21 protein-coding genes are annotated in these 23,324 nt (G+C 68.9%); 11 read left to right on the top strand and 10 right to left on the bottom strand.

The window, feature by feature from the left end; all coding sequences use genetic code 11:
- Positions 1-2: 2 nt before the first annotated feature.
- The gene (locus tag MLE64_RS01465) at positions 3-1,652 is read left to right on the top strand and encodes a tetratricopeptide repeat protein (RefSeq protein WP_243316794.1); all 1,650 of its coding nucleotides are present in this window, start codon (positions 3-5) and stop codon (positions 1,650-1,652) included.
- Between the two features lie 22 nt (positions 1,653-1,674).
- Here the strand turns inward: MLE64_RS01465 and MLE64_RS01470 are convergent, their stop codons facing one another.
- Positions 1,675-2,181, bottom strand: a complete 507-nt coding sequence (locus tag MLE64_RS01470; RefSeq protein WP_243315041.1) for an Rrf2 family transcriptional regulator — start codon at positions 2,179-2,181, stop codon at positions 1,675-1,677.
- An 85-nt stretch (positions 2,182-2,266) separates the two neighbouring features.
- Between MLE64_RS01470 and MLE64_RS01475 the strand changes: the two genes are divergently transcribed.
- Together MLE64_RS01475 and MLE64_RS01480 are read left to right on the top strand one after the other, a co-directional pair.
- Positions 2,267-2,836 carry a thioredoxin domain-containing protein gene (locus tag MLE64_RS01475; protein ID WP_243315042.1) on the top strand — a complete coding sequence of 190 codons (570 nt, stop codon included), beginning with the start codon at positions 2,267-2,269 and terminating at the stop codon, positions 2,834-2,836.
- A 40-nt stretch (positions 2,837-2,876) separates the two neighbouring features.
- Positions 2,877-4,451: an ABC transporter substrate-binding protein gene (locus MLE64_RS01480; protein WP_243315044.1), complete on the top strand. Its 1,575-nt coding sequence runs from the start codon at positions 2,877-2,879 to the stop codon at positions 4,449-4,451.
- Between the two features lie 6 nt (positions 4,452-4,457).
- On the opposite strand, the gene MLE64_RS01485 is transcribed toward MLE64_RS01480, so the two are convergent.
- Positions 4,458-5,471 carry a helix-turn-helix transcriptional regulator gene (locus tag MLE64_RS01485; RefSeq protein ID WP_243315046.1) on the bottom strand — a complete coding sequence of 338 codons (1,014 nt, stop codon included), beginning with the start codon at positions 5,469-5,471 and terminating at the stop codon, positions 4,458-4,460.
- A 49-nt stretch (positions 5,472-5,520) separates the two neighbouring features.
- Between MLE64_RS01485 and MLE64_RS01490 the strand changes: the two genes are divergently transcribed.
- Complete coding sequence (locus MLE64_RS01490) at positions 5,521-6,450, top strand: DMT family transporter (RefSeq protein ID WP_243315048.1); 930 nt, start codon at positions 5,521-5,523, stop codon at positions 6,448-6,450.
- A gap of 6 nt (positions 6,451-6,456) precedes the next feature.
- Here MLE64_RS01490 and MLE64_RS01495 read toward each other — a convergent pair whose 3' ends face one another.
- On the bottom strand, positions 6,457-7,392 hold the full coding sequence (locus MLE64_RS01495) for a site-specific tyrosine recombinase XerD (protein ID WP_243315050.1): 936 nt from the start codon (positions 7,390-7,392) through the stop codon (positions 6,457-6,459).
- Between the two features lie 138 nt (positions 7,393-7,530).
- Between MLE64_RS01495 and acpP the strand changes: the two genes are divergently transcribed.
- The 4 genes from acpP (at position 7,531) to MLE64_RS01515 (ending at position 11,728) form a co-directional block, all read left to right on the top strand.
- Positions 7,531-7,770, top strand: a complete 240-nt coding sequence (gene acpP / locus MLE64_RS01500) for an acyl carrier protein (RefSeq protein ID WP_243288255.1) — start codon at positions 7,531-7,533, stop codon at positions 7,768-7,770.
- A 77-nt stretch (positions 7,771-7,847) separates the two neighbouring features.
- Positions 7,848-9,101 (top strand): beta-ketoacyl-ACP synthase II, encoded by a 1,254-nt coding sequence (gene fabF, locus MLE64_RS01505; protein WP_243315052.1) that lies wholly within the window; start codon positions 7,848-7,850, stop codon positions 9,099-9,101.
- Between the two features lie 195 nt (positions 9,102-9,296).
- Positions 9,297-11,348, top strand: coding sequence for an excinuclease ABC subunit UvrB (gene uvrB / locus MLE64_RS01510; protein WP_243315053.1), 2,052 nt, complete (start codon positions 9,297-9,299; stop codon positions 11,346-11,348).
- Positions 11,348-11,728 carry a hypothetical protein gene (locus MLE64_RS01515; RefSeq protein WP_243315055.1) on the top strand — a complete coding sequence of 127 codons (381 nt, stop codon included), beginning with the start codon at positions 11,348-11,350 and terminating at the stop codon, positions 11,726-11,728. The genes uvrB and MLE64_RS01515 overlap by 1 nt, the downstream gene beginning before the upstream one ends.
- Before the next feature lie 30 nt (positions 11,729-11,758).
- Here the strand turns inward: MLE64_RS01515 and MLE64_RS15670 are convergent, their stop codons facing one another.
- Together MLE64_RS15670 and MLE64_RS01525 are read right to left on the bottom strand one after the other, a co-directional pair.
- Positions 11,759-14,305: a serine/threonine-protein kinase gene (locus MLE64_RS15670; RefSeq protein ID WP_279342842.1), complete on the bottom strand. Its 2,547-nt coding sequence runs from the start codon at positions 14,303-14,305 to the stop codon at positions 11,759-11,761.
- A gap of 65 nt (positions 14,306-14,370) precedes the next feature.
- Entirely contained in the window at positions 14,371-15,753 is a 1,383-nt protein-coding gene (locus MLE64_RS01525) for an IgA Peptidase M64 (protein WP_243315057.1), read from the bottom strand.
- Between the two features lie 45 nt (positions 15,754-15,798).
- Between MLE64_RS01525 and MLE64_RS01530 the strand changes: the two genes are divergently transcribed.
- Both MLE64_RS01530 and MLE64_RS01535 read left to right on the top strand, forming a co-directional pair.
- Positions 15,799-16,098, top strand: a complete 300-nt coding sequence (locus MLE64_RS01530) for a YhbY family RNA-binding protein (RefSeq protein WP_243315058.1) — start codon at positions 15,799-15,801, stop codon at positions 16,096-16,098.
- Positions 16,099-16,143: 45 nt separating this feature from the next.
- On the top strand, positions 16,144-18,240 hold the full coding sequence (locus tag MLE64_RS01535) for an FHA domain-containing protein (protein WP_243315060.1): 2,097 nt from the start codon (positions 16,144-16,146) through the stop codon (positions 18,238-18,240).
- Positions 18,241-18,248: 8 nt separating this feature from the next.
- On the opposite strand, the gene MLE64_RS01540 is transcribed toward MLE64_RS01535, so the two are convergent.
- Positions 18,249-18,806, bottom strand: a complete 558-nt coding sequence (locus tag MLE64_RS01540) for a 5-formyltetrahydrofolate cyclo-ligase (RefSeq protein WP_243315062.1) — start codon at positions 18,804-18,806, stop codon at positions 18,249-18,251.
- 68 nt (positions 18,807-18,874) lie between these two features.
- Between MLE64_RS01540 and MLE64_RS01545 the strand changes: the two genes are divergently transcribed.
- Positions 18,875-20,077 carry a phospholipase D-like domain-containing protein gene (locus MLE64_RS01545; protein WP_243315065.1) on the top strand — a complete coding sequence of 401 codons (1,203 nt, stop codon included), beginning with the start codon at positions 18,875-18,877 and terminating at the stop codon, positions 20,075-20,077.
- Between the two features lie 9 nt (positions 20,078-20,086).
- Here MLE64_RS01545 and mqnE read toward each other — a convergent pair whose 3' ends face one another.
- The 4 genes from mqnE to MLE64_RS01565 are packed head-to-tail and all read right to left on the bottom strand — an operon-like array spanning position 20,087 to position 23,286.
- Positions 20,087-21,214 carry an aminofutalosine synthase MqnE gene (gene mqnE / locus MLE64_RS01550; protein WP_243315068.1) on the bottom strand — a complete coding sequence of 376 codons (1,128 nt, stop codon included), beginning with the start codon at positions 21,212-21,214 and terminating at the stop codon, positions 20,087-20,089.
- A 20-nt stretch (positions 21,215-21,234) separates the two neighbouring features.
- Positions 21,235-22,260 (bottom strand): quinone-dependent dihydroorotate dehydrogenase, encoded by a 1,026-nt coding sequence (locus MLE64_RS01555; protein ID WP_243315070.1) that lies wholly within the window; start codon positions 22,258-22,260, stop codon positions 21,235-21,237.
- Positions 22,260-22,616 carry an Ig-like domain-containing protein gene (locus tag MLE64_RS01560; RefSeq protein ID WP_243315072.1) on the bottom strand — a complete coding sequence of 119 codons (357 nt, stop codon included), beginning with the start codon at positions 22,614-22,616 and terminating at the stop codon, positions 22,260-22,262. The genes MLE64_RS01555 and MLE64_RS01560 overlap by 1 nt, the downstream gene beginning before the upstream one ends.
- A gap of 7 nt (positions 22,617-22,623) precedes the next feature.
- Positions 22,624-23,286 carry a CoA transferase subunit B gene (locus MLE64_RS01565; protein WP_243293467.1) on the bottom strand — a complete coding sequence of 221 codons (663 nt, stop codon included), beginning with the start codon at positions 23,284-23,286 and terminating at the stop codon, positions 22,624-22,626.
- Between the last annotated feature and the right edge of the window lie 38 nt (positions 23,287-23,324).

Below are 23,324 nucleotides of genomic sequence, written 5' to 3' on the forward strand. Positions count from 1 at the left end.
CCATGGGCTTCGTCCTCCGTGCGCTCCTCCTTGCCTGCACTCTGGGCACCGCCGCCCCTCCCGAACCCAGGACGGCCCCGGCCCCCTGGCGACCCTATGATCTGGGCCGGCACCACCGGCGCATCGCCACTTCGATCCCGGGCACCCAGGCGGCCTTCGATCAGGGGTTGGTCTGGGCCTATGCCTTCAACCACGAGGCCGCGGCCCGGGCCTTCCAGGAGGCGCTGCGGCTGGATCCCGGTTGCGCCATGGCCTGGTGGGGGCTGGCCCTGGTGAACGGACCCCACATCAACAACCCCGCCATGGACGAGGCCCAGGCCAAGGCCGCCTGGGAGGCCCTGGGGGAGGCCCGGAAGCGTGCGGCCGGGGCGCCGCCGGTGGAGCGGGCCCTCATCGAAGCCCTGGGATCCCGCTACGCCATGCCCAACCCCGCGGACCGCAGCGCCCTGGATGCGGCCTACGCCCAGGCCATGGGCCGGGTGGCCGCCCGCTTCCCGAAGGACGCCGACGTGGCGGCCCTCTACGCGGAGGCCCTCATGGACGTGCGGCCCTGGGACCAGTGGACCCGGGCCGGCGAGCCCCAGCCCGGCACCACCGAGATCCTGGCCGCCCTCCGCCGGGCCCTGGCCCTGGCCCCGAACCATCCCCTGGCCCTGCACCTCACCATCCATGCCTACGAGGGCTCGCCCCATCCCGAGCGGGCCAAGGCCGCGGCCGACCGCCTGCGCCGGCTGGTGCCCGACGCCGGGCACCTGGTCCACATGCCCGGCCACATCTACGCGCGGATCGGCGACTGGGGCGGGGCTGCCGAGGCCAACGAGCGCGCCATGGAGGCCGACGGCCGCTACCGGGCCCGCCAGCCGGAGATCGGCTTCTACGGGATCTACATGGTGCACAACGCGGACTTCCTGGCCTACACGGCCCTCATGGAAGGCCGCAAGGAGGTGGCCCTGGCCCAGACCAAGGCCGTGGTGACGGCCTTCCCCCTGGACTGGGTGGTGGCCAACGCCACCTTCGCCGAGGCTTTCGCCACCCGGCACTGGGAGGCTCTGAAGCGGTTCGGCCTCTGGGACGAGCTGCTGGCGGAGCCCGCACCGGACGCCCGGCTGCCCCTGGCCACGGCCAGCTGGCACGCCCTGCGGGGCACGGCCTTCGCCGCCACGGGACGCCGTGAGGAGGCCCTGAAGGCGCAGGCGGCCTTCGAGGCGGCCCTACCGCTCATTCCGGAGAGCCACCTCTGGGGTTCCAACAACGCACGCCAGGTGATGCAGGTGTCCCGCGCCTTCCTGGCGGGCGAGATCGCCTTCGGCCAGGGCCGGGTGGAGGAGGCCGTCCAGCGCCTCCAGGAGGCCGTGCGTCTGGAGGACGCCCTCAAGTACGACGAGCCGCCGGCTTGCGTCGTTCCTGCCCGTCACGCCCTGGGGGCCGTGCTCCTGTCCGCGGGGCGGGCCAAGGAGGCCGAGGCCGTCTACCGCGCGGACCTCCGGGCCTACCCGGCCAACTACTGGTCCCTTCTGGGCCTCCAGAAGTCGCTGGCGGCCCAGGGCCGCGAGGCCGAAGCCTCCGCAGCGGGGGAAGACCTCCGGCGCGCCCAGACCCGGGCCCAGGTGCGGGCTGAGACCTCGTGCCTGTGCGTGAAGGAGAAGGGGTGAAGGAACCGTCCCGAGGGAAGGCTCACATCACGCCGCAGGCCTTGCGTTCGCCGCGGACAATCTGGCCCTGGACGTCCTTCACGTATTCCGGACAGGTGCAGTCGGGGCAGGTGTTGCTGGAGGTCTCGGAGCAGAGGTCCGCGAAGGTCACCTTCTCCATGAAGGCGGAGATGTGGTCGGAGAGGCGGTTCCAGAGCATGAGGCTCATGCGCTCGTCGGCCATGAGCACCTGGTTGGCGGAGCGCGGATCCTCCTTGGCCACGGCATAGAAGCTACTGTCCGTGAGGCGCAGGATCTCGCCCACGCTCACCTGGTTGCAGGGCCGCGTGAGGATGTAGCCGCCCTTGGGGCCGCGCACGCTGGCCACGACGCCGGCCTTCTTGAGCTTGTTGAAGATCTGCTCCAGGAAGGGCAGGGATAGCTTCTGGCGTTCGGCGATCACATGCAGGGGCACCGGCTGGCCATGGCTATGGTGGGCCAGGTCGAACAGGGCCTGCATGCTGTACCTGCCTCGGGCCGAGATCTTCACGAAACTTTCTCCAGGTTCCAGGCTAGTATTCTTGAGTGATTGAGTCAAGTTTATCGCAAGGCTAGACTGGCATCCGGAGATTCCCATGAAAGCTGTCTTCCTGGTCCTAGGAACCCTGGGGTTGCAAGCGGAGCCGCCCGCGGTGCCGCCGCCGATTCCGGCCACAACGCCGGGAGGCCTGCCCTGTGATGCCAAGGACCACCAGCCCCTGTTGCTGGGACCCACGACCGCGAAGGAGATCCTGGCCCACCGGGCCGTCTTCCGGGACACGGTCGCGGGCATCCAGCTGCCGGCGGAGCTGACGGCCCGATGGAAGGCCGTGCGCCGCCCTCTCACGCTGGTCGCCGTCTTCGGATCCTGGTGCGGCGACAGCCAGTACCAGCTGCCGGACCTGCTGGCCCTGGAAGCAGAGCCCAGTTCCTTCATCGAGGTCCACTACCTGGGCGTCTATCGGGACAAGCTGCTCACGGAGGCCCAGTGGCCCAAGGGCTGCGCCCCCCAGCCGGTGGTCCGCGTGCCGACCTTCTACCTGTTCGCCACCCAGCCCGGGGGAGGGCAGAAGCTGATGGGGACCGTGGTGGAGAATCCGCCCCGAGCCGGCGAGCGCATGGCGGAGGCCCTGGTGGAGTTGGTGGAAACCGCCGCCAAGGAATAGATTTCAGTCCCACCGCGATCCGGCCGATGGAAGGGACACGATGCCATGGCGTTCCCTTCTCCTGATCGTCTGCCTCTCCTGGGGCCTGGGCGCCGTTGAGCCCATCCGGGTGGCGGTGGATGGCTGGACCACGCTGAACCCCCTCCTCATGACCCGGGACACGGATGGCGAGGCGGTGGACCTCGTCTTCGACCGCCTGGTGACCATGAACGCCGAGGGGACCTTCATTCCTGGGCTGCTGCAGAGTTGGACCGTCCTCAAGGGGGGGCGGGAAGTCGTCCTCGACCTGCGCCCGGGCATGACCTGGCAGGATGGCACCCCCATCGAGGCGGAGGATCTCGTCTTCACCTGGAAGGCGCTTCGGATGCCCCAGGTGCGGGCCATCGCCGATACGGCCGGCGGGGTGGCCTCCCTGGACCGCCTGGAAGCCGAGGGGCCCCTGCGAGTGCGCATCCACCTGGCCCGGCCCCGCGGCACGCTCCTCTCCGATCTCTACAACTTCATTCCCGTGCCTCGGCGCCACTACCAGGTCGGCCCGAAGCCCCAGTCCGAACCCGTGAACTTCCAGCCGGTGGGTTCGGGCCCCTATCGGCTCGTCGGCAAAGCCACCACCACGCACCTGAGGCTGGAGCTCTGGCCGGCCTATCGCGGGGCCCACCCTGGTGTCTGGCCCGCCTTCGAGTTCATCGATTCGTCGGAGGAGACGAACCTCGTCCAGGCCCTTCTGGAGCGACGGTACCACTACGCCCTGGTGAGGGCCCTGCCGCACTACCTGGTCCGGAAGGGCGCCCAGGGCGGGGGACGCCTCCAGGCCTTCTCGGTGCCCCAGGCGGCCTTCGGGGCCTTCTTCCTCAACTGTGATCCCAAGCTGAGCCTGCTGGGCGATGTCGCGTTGCGCCAGGCCCTGGCGGAGCTGGTGCCCTGGCAGGAGCTGGCGCGCGCCCGGCGCTTCTTCCCGGCCCGGCTCGCCTCCGCCTTCTGGCCCCCCGAGAACTGGGCCCACGACGACACCCCGCGACCGCTACCCCAGATCGGACGGGCCGAGGCGATCCTGGAGGCCGCCGGGTGGCGGATGGGCGCGGATGGAATCCGGCATGACGCGCAAGGCCGGCCCCTCAGCCTGGTGGCCTACGAGCAGAACACCTCCGTCAGCCGCAGCACGGCGCGCCTCCTCGCAGAGGAAGCGGCGAAGGTGGGCATGCGCATCGAGGTCCGGCGGCTGACCTTCGAGGCGCTCACGGAGAAGTCCACGAATCACGACGGGGACATCTGGTCGTACGGCTGGACGACTTCCCTGGATCCCGACGTGGATGCCCCCCTGTTCACCAAGGAGGGCTATCGCACCAAGGCGAACGTGAGCAGCTACCTGAATCCGGAGGTGGACCGGTTGTTCGAAGAGGGGCGCTACACGCTGGATCGGGTCTCCCGCCGGAAGATCTACCTGAAGCTCTCCGAGATCATCTGGCGGGACAAGCCCGTGATCCCCCTCAACTACATCCTGGTGAGGGTGCTGGCGGACGCCCGGCTACGCGGGGTGTCCTTCAATGTGCTCGGACAGGCCTACGGCTTCTGGCCCGGCAAGCGAGGCTGGAAGCTGGAGGACGCCCAGCCTTGACCCCGCTCAGAGCCGGTCGAAGTGGATGACCTCCACCTTGCCAGGCTTGCCCTTGGGGGCTTCCTCCCGCTCACGCTCGGGGCGGGGCTCGCGATGGGGCCTGGGCTCGGGCCGCGCTTCGGATTTCGCCTCGGCGTGATGCTTGGGTTCGTGCCGGCGAGGCTCAGGCTCGGGCCGAGGCGCGGGCTTCGGTGCTGGGGCGGGAGCCAGGCGGTCCCGGCCGGACCACACGGCGCCCACCTGCTTGATGCGGTCCACCAGCCGGGCGGGTTCCAGCACCTGGATGCCGTCGCCGAACTGCATGGCCCAGCGGGCGATGGCGCGGAGGTCCGTGGCCGTGAAGGTCACGAGGGCCTGGCCGTCGCCCTGTTCTTCGATCTTGAAGCGGGGGAAGGCCGGGGGCGCCTGCTTCACGGCGAAGACCCACTGCTTGAGCAGGGTGGCCTTCACGGCGATGGGCTCGCCGCCCAGCCAGCCGCCGATCTGGTTGGCGGGGGTGCCCTCGGCGTAGGGGCCCTGGGCCGCCCGGCCCACGCCCTCGACCTCGTTCACCTCGGCGAGGAGGTCCACCCGGTGGTGGCGCTCGGCGTTGTAGCGGCGATCCCAGCCCCACACGTACCAGGCCTGGCTGAGGGCGTCGAAGGTGAGCTGCCGGGGTTCGAAGGTGCGCGGCGCGTTGGCATCCGCGTCGGCGAAGATGAACTCCACGGCGCGACCCTCGCGGATGGCGGCGAGGAGGGCATCCACCAGGGCTGACGGCGCCGCGGCGGGCGCGGCCTTCTTCGCGACCGGCTTCGGGGCCGGAGCGGCAGGGGCGATGGGCTCTGGCACGACCTCGACAGCCTTCGCGCCCTTGGCCTTCGCCGGGGCCTTGGCGGCCTTCTTGGCCTTGGGTTCGGTGGCCTCAGCCTTCTTGGCGGGGGCCTTCTTCGCAGGGGCGGCCTTCGCCTTGGGGGCGGGTTTCTCCACTCCGGCGGTTGCAGCGGTGGGCTTCTTTCGGGGGGTCTTGGTGACGGCCATGGGTTCGCGGCTCCTGGCCCATCATCGCCCATTCCGCCAGGGGCGGTCCATGCACAAATCCGCGGCGGCCATCCTGCCCGTCCGCGGCCATGCTGGAGGGATGGGCCATCGCAACCTCCGCTTCGCCGCCGTCATGGGGCTCCACACGTTCATCTCCGCCGGCACGTACCTCCTGGGGAAACCCGCCGCGGACGCGATCCCGACCCTGGCCCTGGGCCTGTTGCGCTTCCTCATCGCCGGCGCGGGATTCCTGATCCTGGCGCGGCTGCGGCACCTGGAGTTGTGGTCCGTGGCCCGGGCGGAATGGCGGACCTACCTGTGGGCGGGGTTCCTGGGCGTGACGCTGAACCAGCTGGCCTTCCTCGGGGGCCTGGCCTTCACGTTGCCTTCCCATGCGGCCCTGCTCTACGCGCTGACGCCCACGGTGGTTCTGCTGCTGGCCTGGGCCCGGGGTCAGGAGCGGCCTGGCCCGCGGAAGCTGGGTGGGCTGGCCTTGGCTTTCTCAGGCGTACTGGTGCTCTTCTCCGGCAAGGCGGGCGGCGCCCTGCCGCCCCGGTGGATCCTGGGCGACCTGCTGGTGCTGGTGGCGGTGATCGCCTGGGCGGGCTACACCGTGATGAGCCGGCCCCTGGTGCAGAGGGACGGGGCCCAGCGGGCCACCACCCTGTCCATCCTCTTCGGCCTCGCGATCTTCGCGCCCCTCGGGGCCCTGGGTCTCCCGGGTCTGAAGATGGCCACCGTCCCTCCCGTGGCCTGGGTGGGCCTGGTCTACCTCGGCCTGATGACCAGCGTGGTGTCCTACCTGCTCTGGTTCCACGCCCTCTCTATCAAGGAACCGAGCCGGGTGGCCATCGCCACCAACGGCCAGCCCGTGGCCACGGCCATCCTGGCCTGGATCGTCTATGGGCAGGCCATCACACCAGCCTTCGCAGTGGGTGCCGCGCTGGTGCTGGGAGGCGTGCTGCTGACGCAGTTGTGAGGCCTCTCATCCACCGGATCGGGGATGGAGCTGATCGTAGAGTGCCCTCAGCCTCGCCTGGTGGACGTGAGTGTAGATCTGGGTCGTGCTGATGTCGGCGTGGCCGAGCATGGCCTGGACGGCGCGGAGGTCGGCGCCGTGGTCGAGGAGGTGCGTGGCGAACGCATGGCGGAGCACGTGTGGACTCACGGCCTCAGCGCGAAGGCCCGCGGCGCGCGCGTAGCCCTTCAGCAGACGCCAGAGGTGCTGGCGCGTGAGGCCCTCGCCCCGCTGGCCCACGAACAGTTCCACTCCTTTCGGCTTGAAGCCGGGGCGCAGCGCCAGCCAGGCGCGGATCCAGTGCTCGGCGCCCGCCCCGAAGGGGATCAGGCGCTCCTTGCGGCCCTTGCCCATGACCTTGAGGAAGCCCTCGTCCAGGAACACGGACAGGGCCGGGAGCTCGGCCAGCTCGGACACGCGCAAGCCCGAGGCGTAGAGCAGTTCCAGCCAGGCGCGGTCGCGCACGCCCAGGGGGGTGGTGGTGTCCGGCGCCTGAAGCAGGGCCTCCACCTGGCTTTCGCCCAGGGTGCGGGGGAGGATGCGGGGGGGGCGTGGCGGCTTGACCACCGCCTCGGGACCGGCCCCCTCGCCGCCTTCCATGCGCAGGAAGGACAGGAAGGCGCGCAGACTCGAACTCAGCCGGGCCAGGCTGCGCGGAGCCTTGCCCTCGGACTGCTGGGCCACCAGGAAGACCGTGAGGTGGTCCCGCGTGAGATCTGTGGGGGAGACCTCCCGGCCGCAGGCCCAGGCGGCCAGATGGTTCAGGTCCGAGAGGTAGCCCGAGGCCGTGTGGGGTGAAAGTCCCCGCTCCACCGCGAGGAAGGTGCGGAACTCCCGCAGGCTGGCGCCCCATCCCAGGGGCCATCCATGTTCGGGTTCTTCAAGGGTCTTGGGGCGGGGCATGGGTCCATCCTCCACGGCCCTGGTCCCGGCGCAATCCTTCTGCCGGCGTCGGGGAGGGAGACGGGTGTCTTTACTCCGGGTTTGGACAACGGGGCAGGGGTGTGTTAGGGTTTCCAGGTTCGTTTGGAGGAGCCCACGATGGCTGATGTGCGTAAGAAGGTCATTGCGATCATTGCTGAGCAGCTGGCCAAGCCCGAAGATTCCATCTCCGAATCCAGCCACTTCGTGGACGACCTCGGCGCCGACAGCCTCGACACCGTCGAGATCATCATGGCCATCGAAGAGGCCTTCAGCCTCGAGATCCCCGAGAGCGAGCAGGAGAAGATCCGCACGGTGGGCGATGCCATCGCCTACATCGAGAAGCACGCGAAGGCCTGATCCATCGCGATCGTGACGTGCCGCAGCGCCCCCACGGCCCTGCGGCACGTTTGTTTTCCGTTCCAAGAGGTGAATCCATGACCAGGACCGTCCAGCGTCGCCGCGTCGTCATCACCGGCATGGGGACCATCAACCCCTGCGGCCTCACCGTGCCCGAAACCTGGGACAACCTGTTGGCGGGGAGAAGCGGCATCGGCCCCATCGACCGCTTCGACGCCACGGACTTCGCCTGCAAGATCGCGGGGCAGGTGAAGGGCTTCAACCCCGATCCCTTCATCGACAAGAAGGAACAGAAGAAGATGGACATCTTCATCCAGTACGCCCTGGGCGCCGCCCATGAGGCGTGGGTGGATGCCGGGTTCGATCAGGTGCAGCTCACCAAGGCCGAGCGTGAAGTGTTCGGCGCGTATATCGGCAGCGGCATCGGCGGCCTCAGTACCATCTGGGACGAGGCCAACGGCTACCGAGGGCCCCGGCGCACCAGCCCCTTCTTCATACCCAGCCTCATCGTGAACATGGCCAGCGGCCAGGCCAGCATCAAGTACGGCCTGCAGGGGCCCAACAGCGCGGTGGCCACCGCTTGCGCCACGGGCGCCCATGCCATCGGCGACGCGGCCCGCCTCATTGCCTTCGGCTATGCGGATCGCATGATGGCCGGCGGCAGCGACTCCGTGGTGAACCAGCTCGGCGTGGGCGGCTTCGCCGCCATGCGGGCCCTCAGCACCCGCAACGACGAGCCCGAGCGCGCCTCCCGGCCTTTCGACGTGGACCGTGACGGCTTCGTCATGGCCGAGGGCGCCGGCATCGTCATCCTCGAGGAGTACGAGCTGGCCAAGGCCCGGGGCGCCAAGATCTACGCCGAGGTCGCCGGCTATGGCATGAGCGGCGACGCCAACCACATCACCAGCCCGGCCCCCGAGGGCGAGGGTGGCCAGCGTGTCATGCGCGCGGCCATCAAGGATGCGGACATCGCGCCCGAGGAAGTGGGCTACGTGAACATGCACGGCACCAGCACGCCCGTGGGCGACAAGCTGGAGTGCATGGCCATCCAGAAGGTCTTCGGCGACCACGCGAAGAAGATCAAGGTGAGCAGCACCAAGTCCATGCACGGGCACCTGCTGGGCGCCGCCGGCGGCCTGGAGACCATCGTCGCCGTCATGGCCGTCAAGACCGGGAAGATCCCTCCCACCATCAACGTGGACCACCAGGACCCCGAATGCGACCTGGACGTGACCGCGAACGCGGCGGGCAAGCTGGACTCCGAATACGTGATGAACAACGGCTTCGGCTTCGGAGGCACCAATGGGTGCCTGATCCTGCGGAAGGTCTGAACGGCAGGCCAATTCGCCGCGAAGATCGAAAGCAGAACGGACCAAAACACTCGCAGAGAAAAGTGGAGATGAGCGGAGATCGCGGAGGAGGAAGGCCTGCCTTTTCTCCGCAGTCTCCGTCCTCTCCGCGGTCCTCTGCGTGAGTGGTTATTCTTTCTTTTTTTATTCGCGTCTTCGTGCTTTCCTTTTCTTCCCATGGCCAAGGCAATCCCCTTCAAGCTCGTGTCGCCTTACTCCCCCGCCGGAGATCAGCCGGAGGCCATCGCCCAGCTGGTGGCGGGCCTCGAGCGGGGGGACCGGGCCCAGACGCTGCTGGGGGTGACGGGCTCCGGGAAGACCTACACCATGGCCTCGACCATCGCCCGGGCCGGCCGGCCGGCGCTCATCTTCGCGCCCAACAAGACGCTGGCCGCCCAGCTCTTCAGCGAGTTCAAGCAGTTCTTCCCCGAGAACGCCGTCGAGTACTTCGTCAGCTACTACGACTACTACCAGCCCGAGGCCTACGTGCCCGAGCGGGACCTGTTCATCGACAAGGACGCGAAGATCAACGAGGAGCTGGAGAAGCTGCGCCTCAGCGCCACCCGCTGCCTGCTGGAGCGCCGGGACACCATCGTGGTGGCCTCCGTCAGCTGCATCTACGGCCTGGGCGATCCCAGTTCGTATCTGAACCTGTCGGTGACGTTGAAGACCGGCCAGAGCATCGACCGCGCCATGCTGCTGCGGGATCTGGTGGCCATCCAGTACCAGCGCAACCACCTCAGCTTCGAGCCGGGCATCTTCCGCGTGCGGGGCGACGTGGTGGAGGTCTATCCAGCCTACGAGGATGTGGCCTACCGCATCGAGCTGTGGGGCGACGAGGTGGAGCGGCTGTCGAAGATCGACCCCCTCCGTGGCGTGGTCATCGAGAAGCTGGACGAGCTCACCATCTGGCCCAAGACCCACTACGTGACCCCCGAGGACAAGCTCAAGGCCGCCATCCGCGACATCAAGGACGAGCTGGAGGCTCGGGAGGAGGAATTCCGCGCCGCGGGCAAGATCGTCGAGCTCCAGCGCCTCCACCAGCGCGTCATCTACGACGTGGAGATGATGAAGGAGATGGGCCACTGCAGCGGCATCGAGAACTACAGCCGCTTCCTCGACGGCCGCCAGCCCGGCCAGCCGCCTCACACCCTGCTGGACTACTTCCCCGAGGACTTCATCGTCTTCATGGACGAGAGCCACGTGGCCACCGGCCAGCTCCACGGCATGTACAACGGCGATCGCTCCCGCAAAACCACCCTCGTGGACTACGGCTTCCGCCTTCCATCCGCCCTCGACAACCGTCCTCTCAAATTCGAAGAATTTGAGAGCCGGGTCAAACAAGTGGTCTACGTCTCCGCGACCCCCGGCGACTACGAGCTGCAGCAGAGCGGCGGGGCCTTCGTGGAGCAGGTGGTGCGCCCCACGGGTCTCGTCGATCCCATCGTCGAGGTGCGCCCCGTGGGCACCCAGGTGGACGATCTGCTGGAGGAGATCCGCAAGACCGTGGCCCGGGACGAGCGCGTACTTGTCACCGTGCTCACCAAGAAGCTGGCGGAGCAGCTCACGGCCTACTACCAGGAGCTGGGCATCAAGGCCGAGTATCTGCACAGCGAGATCGACACCCTGGAGCGGGTGGAGCTGCTGAAGAACCTCCGGCGCGGCGTCTTCGATGTGCTGGTGGGCATCAACCTGCTGCGGGAGGGCCTGGACCTGCCGGAAGTCAGCCTGGTGGCCATCCTGGACGCGGACAAGGAGGGCTTCCTCCGCAACACCCGCAGCCTCATCCAGACCATTGGCCGCGCCGCCCGTCACGTGAACGGCAAGGCCATCCTCTACGCCGACGTGATGACGGGATCCATGAAGCAGGCCATCGGCGAGACCGAGCGCCGCCGCCAGAAGCAGCTGGCCCACAACGCCGCCCACGGCATCACGCCCGAGACCGTGAAGCGCAACCTGGACGATGTCATGGGCGAGGCCCTGGCCCGGGAGTTCATCAACGTCACCAAGGAGGAGCAGGCTGCCGAGGAGCCGCTGCTCTACCTGGAGGACAAGGCCTTCGAGCGCGAGGTCGCCAAGCTGGAGAAGCGCATGAAGGAGCTGGCCTCGCAGATGAAGTTCGAGGACGCCGCGGAGCTCCGCGACCGCATCCTGCATGCCCGACGGGAGCGGCTGCTGGGCGCCGGCGATTCGCCCTTGGCCATGGCTTCCGGACCGGTGGTGGAGTGATGGACCGCAGCTTCCTGCCGTCCAGGACCTTCGCAACGTGCATGGCGGGGGCCTTCCTGGCCTCGGGAATCCCCTGGTGGCTGGCGCCCTACAATCGCTTCACTTTCTCCCATCCCGCGGCCATCCTCGGCTTCCTGGCCTTCGTGGTGCTGGCGGCCTGGTTCGCCGGAGGGACGGAGCTGGGCTTCAGCCGCACCGTCCTGGCCGCGGGCGCGGCGGTGCCGGCGGCGGTGATCGTCCGGGTGATCGTGGCCACCGCGAAGGATCCGACCTCGCACAACCTGTGGCCCTTCGAGGTGGTCCTCACGGGCGCTTTCGCCTTCGGCCTGGCGGCGGGTGCCGCCCTGCTGGGTTTGCTGTTTCGTCGCCTGCTCCGCTGACCGGGGCCGCTCTCCCGCGGGAAGGCAGGCCTAGCGAAGCCCTTCGTAGAGGTAGAGCTCGGACAGCACCCGGCGGTAGGCGTAGGCATAGCCCCTGGCGTCCGGCGTGAGGAGGAAGTTGCTGACGGTCATCCCCGCGAGGTCTTCCGGGGCGATCTCCAGAAGCTTCTTCCGGGCGCCGGTGATGAGGTCGAGGTGCGTCACGGTGCAGGGCATCTCATGGAGGTCCACCACCCATAATCCCTTGCCATCGGGTGCCCACCGGACCACCCGTTCCAGGGGATGAAGGCCCGGGATGGGTTGGGACTTGCCGTCCTCCAGGGAGAGGATCCGGTCCTCCTGCTCGCTGATGCGGGTGGTGATGCGGCGCCCGTCCGGGCTGATGGGCTGCCCGAAGAACTGGTACCCCGGCGCGGTCAGGGACTCCGCTGGCCGGCCGTCCAGGGGGATGGCGAAGAGCCGGGTTCCCTCGCCGGAACGGTTGGCCTGCACGAGCAGGCGGCGGCCATCCGGGAACCAGCGCAGGCGGTGGATGGTCTCCAGGCCGGAGGAGGCTAGGGTCAGGACCTCCCCGGCCCCCGTCGGGAAGATCTGGATCTTGTTGCGGGTTCCGGGAGCGAGCGCCGCCACCCGGTGTCCATCGGGGCTGAGGATGGGGTAGGCGCCCTTGGCCAGCCGCACCGCCGGGCTTCCATCCGTCTTCCGCAGGTAGATGTCGTACTGGATTCCCGAACCTTCACCCTGCTCGTTGAAGATGAGGGTGGACCCGTCCGCGGAGAGATCCTGCACTAGGGACCAGTCCAGCCAGGAGAGCTCGCGTTCGCGGTCGGCGCCGGGCCGCAGGCTCTGGATGCCCGTGCGCATCACCTCCTTGGCGAGGAGCACGCGGCGCCCGTCGCGGGAGATGTCATGGAGCGTGAGGGGGGCGGGCACATTCAGGACGAGCCGCGGTTCGCCTGAGCCGACGGCATAGAGGCCCCTGGCCACGCCGTGAGTGGCGGCCGTGAACCAGACCTCGTTTCCCTTCCAGGCCAGCCCCTGGATGCTGGGCCAGGCGCCGGTTAGGGGATGGCGGTTCCCCTGCCGGTCCACCACAACGGGATAGCCGGCATCGTCTCCGGACACCGGATGCTCCAGGTAGGCGACCCGATCGCCCTTGGGCGAGACCCTGGGATGGCTGATCCATCCGGACGATTCGGCGATGGGGTGTCCCAGCGGGAACTCGAGGCGGGCCTTGCCGTCCGCGTTGCGGACCACCAGCAGCTCGGATCCGTCCGGGCTCCAGTCGGCGGCCACCACCTGCTCCATCAGGGCCCTCGGGGCGCCTCCCGCCAGGGGGACCACCCCCAGGGTGCCCCGCCACATCCAGCTCTGGATGGGGCGGCTGCCCAGGGCGATGGCGAGCTCCCCGGTGCGGGAGAGGCCCAGGAGATCCGCTTCGGGCAGCTCAAGGGTGCGGCTCTCGGGGCTGTCGGGGCGGGTGGAGTGGACCATGAGCGGTCCGCCAGACCAGGCGGCGCTGTAGAGCACCTCCTGGCCATCGGGGCTCAGCCGCGCGTTCCGGATCAGCCCCTGCCGGAAGGTGAGCCGCTTGAACGTGGGCGGTTCCCGGTGGTCCAGATGATGGCCGAGGCCGAAGCCCAGGCCTCCCAGGACCAGCGCGAGGGCCACCCAGCCCACCCGGCCCTGGAAGATCCGGGCCAGCCCCTGGAGCGTCACCCCCTTGCGCTGGAGCGCCGCCAGGCGCGACGCCAGCTGCTGGGCCGTGGGGAGGCGGTCTTCCGGATTCTTCTCCAGGCAATGCTTCAGGAGGTTGATGAGCTCGGGCGAATAGGGGCTGGGGGACGCGGTCCGCATCGGCGGCTCATCCTTGAGGATGGCGTTGAGCACTTCCACCGGCGACTCTCCGGAGAAGGCGCGGCGGCCGAACAGCATTTCGTACAGCAGAATGCCGCAGACGAAGAGGTCGGCCCTGGGATCCACCTCCCGCCCCCGGATCTGCTCCGGAGCCATGTAGCCGACGGTGCCCATCATGGTTCCGACCTGGGTCTGGTGGCTCGTCTCGGGGCGCTGGATCAGGGTCTGCTCATCCAGCAGGGTCGGGAGCGCCTTCGACAGGCCGAAATCCAGGATCTTGAGGCGGCCGTCCGTGGTGATGAACAGGTTCCCCGGCTTCAGGTCGCGGTGGATGATCCCCCGCTCGTGGGTGGCGGCCAAGCCAAGGGCCAACTGGTGGGCCAGGTCCATGGCCTCATCGGGCGGGAGGGCCCCGCGCAGCAAGCGCTCATGGAGGGTCTCGCCCTCGAGGAGCTCCATGGCGATGTAGGGTGTCGCGCCTTCCGTGTCCCACCCGTAGATCGCCGGAAGGGCGGGGTGCTCGATGGCCGCCAGGGTCCGCGCCTCCTGCTGGAAGCGGGCCAGCCGCTCGTCGGCCTGGGCCGAGGCATGCCCCAGGACCTTGAGGGCCACGGGGAGCTGGGTGCGGGTATCCAGGGCACGGTAGACCTGCCCCATGCCGCCCAAACCGAGGGGAGACTGGATCTCATAAGGGCCAAGCCGGGTTCCGGGCGGGAGCATGGGAGTGGGAAGATTGTGGCTTTGATTAAAGAATAATCCAAGCCGAACTTCCAGACCCGCGTCCGCTATTTTGCGTACTGCCGGATGACCCGCTCGATGGCGGCCCGGCACGCGGCGCAGAACCCGACCTCGTCGCGGGTGAACATGAGGCAGTCCTCCTGGCTTCGGAAGTAGCCCTTGGCCTCGTAGTTGGCGCCTTCGAAGGCGCCCACCTTCCCGCTGTGGGCGTCGGTGCCCAGGAGCTTCGTCTCGAAGACCTTCTCCCGCGCGAAGAGGGCGTCCATCTCGGACTCGGGCTTGTTCGCGGCACGGATGGCGCGGCGCTCCTTCTGGTAGGCGTGGCTGTGCGCTTCGAACTCGTCCTTCTTCCAGGGGGAGGGCAGGGGCACCCCGGGGCTGAGGAGGGCGCCCCACTTGGGCTGCTTCGGGTTGGCGGTGACGTTGGGCTCCCAGGGCTCCGGCCGCTCGGGGCTGTTGGTGACGGCCACATCGGAGGTGTAGTACTCGTCCGCCAGGCCCGCGAAGTGATGGCCGAACTCGTGCACGAACAGGTAGCCGATGGTGCTGTTGCCCGCGGAGGCTGTGCTGTAGAGGTTGTGGATGCCGCCGCCGCCGTAGGTCTCGGCATTGACGAGGATCTCCACGAACTCGTAGGGCGCCTGGGCGGCGACGTCGCGCCAGGTGCGGTTGTCGAAGGTCAGGACGTAGCGCTCGCTGCCGAAGGCGTCGTAGGTGGCGCCGAGCGGAGAGCGCTTGTGGACACCGGTGGAAGGCCGGGAGATGCCGCTCTCCTTCGCGGGCGGGCAGAGGGCCCACACGTTGAAGTCATTGCGATGCTCCTTGAAGGGCGTCTGCTGGAAGAGCAGCTCCATGACCTTGCGCGCCTGCTGCTCGAACTTGCCGCGCTCCGCGGCCGTGTAGCCGTCGCCCAGGATGAGGAAGTCCACCTTGTCCGCCGGATCGCCGGCCTTCTGGAGGGCGATGAGGGCACCGGCGTCCGGGGCGGGGGCCCGCTCGATGAGGGGGTCCTTCGGATCGAGGTCGAAGGCCCAGAGGGTGCGGAAGGCGTTCCGGGCATCCCGCTTCTTCACCTGGACGCGCACCGGGGCCTCGGGCTGGGGGAAGCGCAGGGATTCGGAGAAGCTCCGGCTGAGGGCCTTCGCCTCGTCCGTGGTCTCCCACTCGCCGAAGATGCTGGCGAAGCCACGGGAGTAGAGGAGCTTCCCCGTCGCTTTGTCGGCCACCTCGAAGCAGTACTTCCCGAGGTTGCTGTCGTCTAGGGCCTTGGCGAGGTCACCGGGCCAGGGCAGGGGCTCCAGCACCACGCGGTCCACCCCGAAGCGTTCCGAGGCCGCATCCCCGGTGTGGCCGTAGTCCACCCGCAGGGTGCGGGGCGGGGCAGCCAGGCAGGCCAGGGCCGTGAGGGAGAACAGCAGGCGACGGATCATGGGGGCACCTCGCCTTCGAGGATAGACTGGTCCGTGGAGATCCAAATGCTCAGCTCGAAGCAGCGCCAGTTCCTCAAGGCCGAGGCCCATCACCTGAAGCCCGTCATGCATGTGGGCAAGGGCGGCGTGTCGCCGGCCCAGGCCGCGGAGCTGGACGTGATGGTGGACAGCCTCGAGCTGGTGAAGATCAAGATCAACCAGAACAGCTTCGAGGACGAGGCCTCGGCCGCCGCGGCCCTGTGCGCCGCCGTGCCGGGGCTGGAACATGTCTGGACCATCGGCCACACCATGCTGTTCTTCCGGCCCAGCCGCACCCACGACACGCGGTATCCTTTGCCCGCCTGATCCGAGCCTGGCACGCACCCCGAGGAGCCCGCAGAAGGAGTTCCGATGCCCTACTTGTCATGGATGGAGGGGAGCCAGCCCTTCAGGCATGCCGTGGTGGAGGATCCCTGCGTCCTGGGCCGCGATTCCCTGGCCAGCGCCGTCGCGCAGCCGGCCCTCGGCACCGTTTCGCCGGCCCATGCGGCCCTGACCCTCTTGGGTGGCGTGTGGCATGTGAGGGATCTGGAATCGGCCAATGGCACCATGCTGAACGGGGTTCCGGTGGACCCTTCCCAGGCCCACCCCCTGAAGAACGGGGACGAGCTGGTCCTCGGCTCCTGGCGGATGTCCTATACGGAGGGGTTCCCTGGGCTGGATGGGGTCACCTTCGCGGAACGGGTGGGAGACCTCTTCGACGAGATCCGGCTCCACCCGGAACGGGGCGACTGGTGCTTCGCCGATCTGCAGCAGCTCTACCTCGCCACGGAGAGGCTGCTGGCGGAGGTGGATTCGGGCGACCTGGAGAGGGCGCTCCTGGAGGAATCCCTCCGCCTGACGGCAAGCGACCGTGGGTTCCTGGTCCTGCGGCACGAGCCGGGCGGCTGGCGCGCCGTCCACCATGTGGGTGCGGACGCGGCCGGGACCGTGCCGCCGCCTTCCGTCCTGGACTACGTGGCGAGGGAACACACGGCGGTCCTGTCCAATCAGCCTTCGGCGGACCCGAGGTTCGAACGGGCCGATCCGCTGGAGGCCGGGCCCGGCCCCTTCCTGTGCGCGCCCCTGAGGGTGGAGGGCCACGGCGTCTGCGCCTTGTACCTGGAGCGCGAACCCGGCGGGCGGCCCTTCAGCCGCCTCGAGCTGGCCACCCTCCAGGCCTTCTCCCGCCGCGGGGCCCTGGTGATCCACCAGGCCCGGCTCCAGCGGCGGGCCATCGACCAGGCGGAACAGCAGGGGGAGCTGCTGCGCCTCCGGAGTCAGGTGCAGCGCGCCGAGGAATGCCGGGGCGAGCTGTTCGCGGCCATGGCCGCGTCCTTTCGGCGCATCCAGAGCTGTGTCCAGGAGCTGCCCGAGGCGGCCGGCGGGGTTATCCGGTTCCAGCTCGAGCGGCTGTTCACCCTGCTGGACCAGGGCCCTTGCGATGACCCGGGCGGCGTGGCGGGCGGCCATCCCTTCGCTCTGGCCGCCCTGCAGGAGGAACTGGCCGGGCGCTGGGCCCCGCTCCTGGCCCTCCGCCAGGTCGAGTGGAGGGTCGCCCCGCCGCCGGACGGCGCTGCGTGGTGGCCGGAAGGTCCGCTTCTCCAGGCCCTGGACGGCCTGGTCGAGCCCCTGATCATGCAAGTGCCCCGCGGGGCCGAGGTCGCCCTCCAGTGGGAGCGCGAGCCGGGGTACCACGTGCTCAGGATCAGCCTCCCCGCCGTGGGGCGGAGCCCTGCCGACGGCTGGAGCCAGCGGGTCCTGAGGGAAGCGGGCCTCCGGTGGCGCTGGACGGACCGGGCGCTGGAGGTGCTCCTGCCCGAAGGGCCCGAGGACATGCCGGAGGAGCCCGCTCGGCCCCTCCTGGGCCTGGTCAGTGAAGACCTGGGCCTGGTGAGCCTGTTCCAGACGGTGGCCGAAGCGGGGGACCTGACGCTCCACCCCCTGGAGGCCGAGCCGCCCGCCCCGCCCCAGCCGATGTACCGGTTCCTGGTGATCGACGCCAAGGGCGACCAGGAGCCCGAAGGCACCATCCGCGCCTACCGGCGCCATCCGTCCTTCGCCACCACGCCCATCCTGGTGGTCCGCTGCTCGGACGAGGACACGCAGCGCCTCATGGAAGCCGGCGCCACGGATTGGCTCGCCGACGGATTCCGCTGGGAGACGCTCCACCAGCGCCTCCGGGTTTTGCGGGGCCACACGGAGCTGAGGCAGAGGGCCCTGGCGGCCGAGCGCCTGGAATCGTTCCGCCAGATGGCCGGCACCCTCAAGCACGAAATCAACAACCCCCTGGCGGTCATCTCGATGCAGGTGGAGATGCTCCAGCGGAAATACCCCGAGGAGGCCAAGCTCGCCAAGATTGGCGAGATGGTCGACCGCATCCAGGGCTTGGTGCAGGTGCTGCAGAGGATGCGGGAGACGCCCACGGAGGGCTATGCGGACGGGTCGAGCATCCTGAAGCTGGGGTAGGGGAGCTCTCAGCTCTCAGCTCTCAGCTGTCGGAAGCCGCGCTCGCTGAGGAGGGCCTGCACGGGCCAGTCGTGGGGGTCCACGGGGACGGGTAGGTGCATCTGGGCCTCGAAGCCCACGCCCACAGTCAGGACATCTTCCGGCAGCTTCGCGAGGAGGGCGTCGTAGAAGCCGCGGCCGTAGCCGATGCGGTAGCCCTCGTCGTCGAACGCGAGTCCCGGGACGAGCAGCAGCTGCACCGGCGGAAGGAAGTGCTGGGCCAGGGCCGGCTCGAGGAGGCCCCAGTGGCCTTTCTCCAGGGGTTCCGTGCCCCAGGCCAGCCGCGGAGGCTGGGTTGAAGCCACTCTCGGGAAGAACCAGAGCCAGCCCGGATGGGCCGCCACCGCGGGGCGCAGGTCGATCTCGGAGCCGAAGGGCCAGAAGGCTCCCACGCGGGTCAGGCGGCGGTCGCGGCAGAAGCGGTCGAGGTGGGTGGCGATGGCCGCGGACCAGTCGGCGCGGGATTCCGCCGGCAGCGCGTTCCGGCGGGCCTTGAGGTGGGCGCGGTACTCGGCTTTGGTTTCCACGCCTTCACCTCACCAGACCGGCGCCTGCCCCGTCAACGGAGTATCCTCGCACCTGGAGCGACGCCGCCATGACCTCACGTTCCCTGCTGCTGACCCTCGCCGCCGGCTTGGCCCTCGGCGTCTTCCAGCCCGCCCGGGCGCAACCCGTGGACCAGAACCAGGTCCCCACCACTTCTCTGGTGCAGTCCGTTCCGGCGGAAACAGGCCTGGCGGATCCCACCTTGGCCTTTGCCAAGGATGCCTGGGTGGCGATGATCCGCGGAGCGAAGACCAGCGTGGATGCCGCGGAGTTCTACGTCACCAACCGTCCCGGCAGCGCCCTGGAGCCCGTGTTGGCGGAGCTGGAGAAGGCCGGGGCCCGCGGGGTGAAGGTCCGCTTCTTGCTCTCGGCGAAGATGCTCGACCAGGACCCCGCCTCGGTGGCCCGGATCCGGAACATTCCCGGCGCGGAGGTGCGGAGCTTCGACCTGGCCGGCGTCTCCCGGGGCATTCTCCACGCCAAGTACTTCGTGGTGGATGGCCGCGAGGCGGCCCTGGGCAGCCAGAACTTCGACTGGCGGGCCCTGGAGCAGATCCATGAGCTGGGCGTCCGGACCACGGATCCCCGGATCGTCACCCGGCTCACGGAACTGTTCGCTCTCGACTGGGCCTTCGCCGGAAGCAGGAAACTGCCGGACCTTCCGGGCCGGTCCGTCCCCGTCCTCCGGCCCGACACGGAGCTGGTGGCCAGCCCGCCTTTCCTCACCCCGAAGGACATCCGGCCCGCCATCGATGCCCTGGTGGAGCTGATCGGCCAGGCGAGGCAGAGCGTGCGGGTGCAGCTGCTGACCTATTCGCCCATCGCGGGACAGGACCGCTTCTGGCCGGTGCTGGACGATGCCCTGCGGGCCGCCGCGGTGCGGGGGGTCCATGTGCGCCTGATGGTGTCCGACTGGGTGCTGGGCGGCCGCGCCCTGCCGCACCTCAAGGCCCTGACGCTGATCCCCAACCTGGAGGTGAGGGTGGTTTCCATTCCCGAGGCCAAGGAGGGGCACATTCCCTTCGCCCGCACCGTCCACAGCAAGTACCTGGTGGTGGACGGCATGCACCTGGCCCTGGGCACCAGCAACTGGGAGGAGAGCTACTTCACGGATTCGCGGAACATCGAGCTCATCTTCCGGGACTCGCCCCTGGCCGCCCAGGCGGTGCGCATCCACGATCGCCTCTGGAACAGCTCCTACGCCTTCCCGCTGGACCCGGCGAAGGTTTATGAAAAGCGGAAGGTGGACTAAGCGGCCAACCTAGACCTGGGCGTAGACGTTGTAGAGGTTGTCACGCTCCAGCGCCTCGAAGCCGGCGTCTTCGATGAGGCGCACCAGCTCGTCGCGCTTCAGGCCCTGGGGGGTCTTGGCGCCAGCGTCGTGGGCGATCTCCTCGGCGATGACGGTGCCATCCACATCGTCCGCCCCGTAGCTCAGGCCCGCCTGGGCCAGGCCCGGCGAGATCATCACCCAGTAGGCCTTGATGTGCGGGATGTTGTCGAGCAGCAGCCGGGCCACCGCGATCTCCCGCAGATCCTGGGTGCCCGTGGTCTCGTGGATGACGTGGGTGGCGCTCAGCTCGTTGTCCTCGTTCTGGTAGGCCAGGGGGATGAAGGCCAGGAAGCCCTGGTAGCCCGCCGCCTGGGAGCGATCCTGCAGGTCCCGCAGGCGCAGCAGGTGGTCCACGCGGTGGCGGGCCTCCTCGATGTGGCCGTAGAGCATGGTGCAGTTGGTGGGCAGGCCCTTGCGGTGGCAAAGGGCGGCGGTGTCCAGGTAGACCTGGGCGTCCTTCTTGCCGATGCAGATCTGCTCACGCAGCTGCTCGTCGAAGATCTCCGCGCCGCCGCCGGGGCAGCTCTCCAGGCCCGCGGCCATGCAGCGGTCCAGGAAGGCCTCGGTGCTCAGGCCCGAAATGCGGGCGTAGTAGTCCATCTCGATCATGGTGAAGACCTTGAGGTGGATGGACGGGAAGCGCGTCTTGATCTTGGTGAACAGGTCCTCGAAGTAGTCGATCTTCAGCTTCGGGTTGTGGCCCGAGGTCATGTGCAGCTCGCGGACGCCGGCGTTCTCGGGCTTCTCCAGCTCGGCGATGATCTGCTCGGCCGAAAGAGCGTAGGCCCGGGGGTCGCCGGGCTTGGCCTGGAAGGCGCAGAACTGGCAGTGGGTGAAGCAGACATTGGTGTAGGACAGCCGGCGACTCATCACGTAGTAGGCCGCCCGGCCGTTCTTCTGGAGCCGCACATGGTGGGCCATGGCCCCGATGCCCGTGAGGTCGGGGCTCTCGTAGAGCAGCAGGCCGTCGTCAAAGGTCAGGCGCTCGCTGCGCAGCACCTTGTCCGCCAGGGGCAGCAGGCGCGAATCACGGATCTTCGAATGGAGTGACAACATCGAAACCTCGAACCACCAGTTTACCCGATGAGACGCAACCCTTCGTGGATGCGGTGCACGAGGCTGGGGCCCTCGAAGATGAGGGCGCTGTAGATCTGGGCCAGGGCTGCACCGTCGTCCAGGGCGCCCTGCACGTCCTCCGCGGATCCCAGGCCGCCGCAGGCCACCAGGGGCAAGCGGCCCCGCAGGGCGGTGAGGATGCGCTTCCGCACCTCTCGGGCCTTGGGCTTCAGGGGGGTGCCGCTGAGGCCGCCGGCGCCCTTGGATTCGACGAGGGTCCGGAGCGGTTCTGCCACGACGCCGCGATCCAACGTGGTGTTGGTGGCGATGAGACCGGAGATGCCGGAGGCCACGGCCACCTCCACGATGGCGTCCAGGTCCTCCGGGGCCAGATCCGGCGCCAGCTTCAGCAGCAGGGGCTGGCGCTCCAGACCCATCTCCTTGCGTAGATCCAACATGCCCGCCAGCAGGGGCTTCAGGGCCTCGGGCGCCTGGAGGTTCCGCAGGCCGGGCGTATTGGGACTGCTCACGTTGAGGGCGGTGTAGTCCACCACCGGCGCGATGAGACGGTAGGCCGCGCGGTAGTCATCCAGAGCCTGGGCCTCAGGTGTCTCCTTGTTCTTGCCCAGATTCCCGCCCACGATCAGGCCCGCGGGACGGCGTTTCAGGCGTCCGGCCACCACCTCGGCGCCCTCGCTGTTGAAGCCCATGCGGTTGAGGATCAGGCCCGCTTCGGGAAAGCGGAACAGGCGCGGCTTGGGATTGCCGGGCTGAGGGCGCGGCGTGACGGTGCCGATCTCCACGTGGCCGAAGCCGAGGCTCTGCCACAGGGGCAGCAGGGTCGCGCCCTTGTCCAGGCCCGCCGCCAGGCCCAGGGGCGTGGGAAAGTCCAGGCCGAAGGCGTGCCGGCCCAGCGTCGCGGGATGCTTCGGCTTGGGCAGGCCAGGGAAGGCGCAGGCCACCGCTCCCAGCCGGAAAGCCAGGTTATGGGCGGTTTCGGGGTCGAGGCGGAAGAGCAGGGGCCGCAGGGCGGCGTACAGATCCATCACTTCACCGAGACGGTGGCCGTGGCGGTGATCTCCGGGAAGTCCTCGCGGCGGACCTCCACGTGGTAGGTTCCGGCTATGGCGGGGGCGGTGTAGAGGCCGGCGCCCGTGATGGTTCCCCCCTCCGGTTCCACCACGCGCCACCCAACGGGCTGGCGCATGTAGCGGACGCCCTCGGGGTAGTTGATCTCCGCCTGGAAGGTCTGGGTGGCGCCGCGGGCCAGGCTGACGGCCACGGGGCGGAGGCTCAGGGAAGGCTTGAAGGGCTCTTTGGGCTTGGCGGGCACGGTGTCCCCCGGGGCGGTGCAGGCGAGGGCCAGCAGGATGGGAGCGAAGGGCAGAGCGCGCATCAGCATGGAAACCTCACACACCGGTCATGTCGGTCACGTGGTCCATCACCAGGGGCGGCTCCGTCCGGGCCTGGACCTCCTCCCGGGTGACCCCAGGGGCCACCTCCACCAGCCGCAAACCCTCGCGGCCCGGCACCACGTCGATGACGGCCAAGTCGGTGATGATGCGATGGACGCAGCGCTGGCCCGTGAGGGGCAGGCTGCACTTGCGGAGGATCTTGGGCTCGCCGTCCTTGCTGGTGTGCTCCATCACGACGACCACCCGCTTGGCGGAGGCAACGAGGTCCATGGCGCCGCCCATGCCCTTGACCATCTTTCCGGGGATCATCCAGTTGGCGAGGTTGCCCTCCATGTCTACCTGCATGGCGCCGAGGATGCTGAGGTCGATCTTGCCGCCGCGGATCATGGCGAAGCTGTCGGCGCTGCTGAAGAAGCTGGCGCCCGGCGCGGTCGTCACGGTCTGCTTGCCCGCGTTGATGAGATCCGGGTCCACCTCCTCCGGCGTGGGGAAGGGGCCGATGCCCAGCAGGCCGTTCTCACTCTGGAGGATGACCTCCATGCCCTCCGGGATCGCGTTGGCGATGAGGGTGGGGATGCCGATGCCCAGGTTCACGTAGTAGCCGTCGCGCAGTTCCTGCGCCGCGCGGCGGACGAGCTGATCGCGGGACAACGCCATGCGGACCTCGAAAAGGGGAACCAGGATAGCGCAGGCGG

Origin of the sequence: Geothrix paludis (assembly GCF_022808815.1) — a bacterium.
GTDB lineage: Bacteria > Acidobacteriota > Holophagae > Holophagales > Holophagaceae > Geothrix > Geothrix paludis.

What these genes read in the sequence shown, in the direction of transcription:
- MLE64_RS01555 (WP_243315070.1), bottom strand. Translation starts at nt 22,260, where the DNA reads ATGGATCTGTACGCCGCCCTGCGGCCCCTGCTCTTCCGCCTCGACCCC.
- MLE64_RS01465 (WP_243316794.1), top strand. Translation starts at nt 3, where the DNA reads ATGGGCTTCGTCCTCCGTGCGCTCCTCCTTGCCTGCACTCTGGGCACC.
- MLE64_RS01530 (WP_243315058.1), top strand. Translation starts at nt 15,799, where the DNA reads ATGCTCAGCTCGAAGCAGCGCCAGTTCCTCAAGGCCGAGGCCCATCAC.
- mqnE (WP_243315068.1), bottom strand. Translation starts at nt 21,214, where the DNA reads ATGTTGTCACTCCATTCGAAGATCCGTGATTCGCGCCTGCTGCCCCTG.
- MLE64_RS15670 (WP_279342842.1), bottom strand. Translation starts at nt 14,305, where the DNA reads ATGCTCCCGCCCGGAACCCGGCTTGGCCCTTATGAGATCCAGTCTCCC.
- uvrB (WP_243315053.1), top strand. Translation starts at nt 9,297, where the DNA reads ATGGCCAAGGCAATCCCCTTCAAGCTCGTGTCGCCTTACTCCCCCGCC.
- MLE64_RS01485 (WP_243315046.1), bottom strand. Translation starts at nt 5,471, where the DNA reads ATGGCCGTCACCAAGACCCCCCGAAAGAAGCCCACCGCTGCAACCGCC.
- MLE64_RS01475 (WP_243315042.1), top strand. Translation starts at nt 2,267, where the DNA reads ATGAAAGCTGTCTTCCTGGTCCTAGGAACCCTGGGGTTGCAAGCGGAG.
- MLE64_RS01515 (WP_243315055.1), top strand. Translation starts at nt 11,348, where the DNA reads ATGGACCGCAGCTTCCTGCCGTCCAGGACCTTCGCAACGTGCATGGCG.
- acpP (WP_243288255.1), top strand. Translation starts at nt 7,531, where the DNA reads ATGGCTGATGTGCGTAAGAAGGTCATTGCGATCATTGCTGAGCAGCTG.
- MLE64_RS01525 (WP_243315057.1), bottom strand. Translation starts at nt 15,753, where the DNA reads ATGATCCGTCGCCTGCTGTTCTCCCTCACGGCCCTGGCCTGCCTGGCT.
- MLE64_RS01565 (WP_243293467.1), bottom strand. Translation starts at nt 23,286, where the DNA reads ATGGCGTTGTCCCGCGATCAGCTCGTCCGCCGCGCGGCGCAGGAACTG.
- MLE64_RS01490 (WP_243315048.1), top strand. Translation starts at nt 5,521, where the DNA reads ATGCACAAATCCGCGGCGGCCATCCTGCCCGTCCGCGGCCATGCTGGA.
- MLE64_RS01545 (WP_243315065.1), top strand. Translation starts at nt 18,875, where the DNA reads ATGACCTCACGTTCCCTGCTGCTGACCCTCGCCGCCGGCTTGGCCCTC.
- MLE64_RS01480 (WP_243315044.1), top strand. Translation starts at nt 2,877, where the DNA reads ATGCCATGGCGTTCCCTTCTCCTGATCGTCTGCCTCTCCTGGGGCCTG.
- MLE64_RS01535 (WP_243315060.1), top strand. Translation starts at nt 16,144, where the DNA reads ATGCCCTACTTGTCATGGATGGAGGGGAGCCAGCCCTTCAGGCATGCC.
- fabF (WP_243315052.1), top strand. Translation starts at nt 7,848, where the DNA reads ATGACCAGGACCGTCCAGCGTCGCCGCGTCGTCATCACCGGCATGGGG.
- MLE64_RS01495 (WP_243315050.1), bottom strand. Translation starts at nt 7,392, where the DNA reads ATGCCCCGCCCCAAGACCCTTGAAGAACCCGAACATGGATGGCCCCTG.
- MLE64_RS01560 (WP_243315072.1), bottom strand. Translation starts at nt 22,616, where the DNA reads ATGCTGATGCGCGCTCTGCCCTTCGCTCCCATCCTGCTGGCCCTCGCC.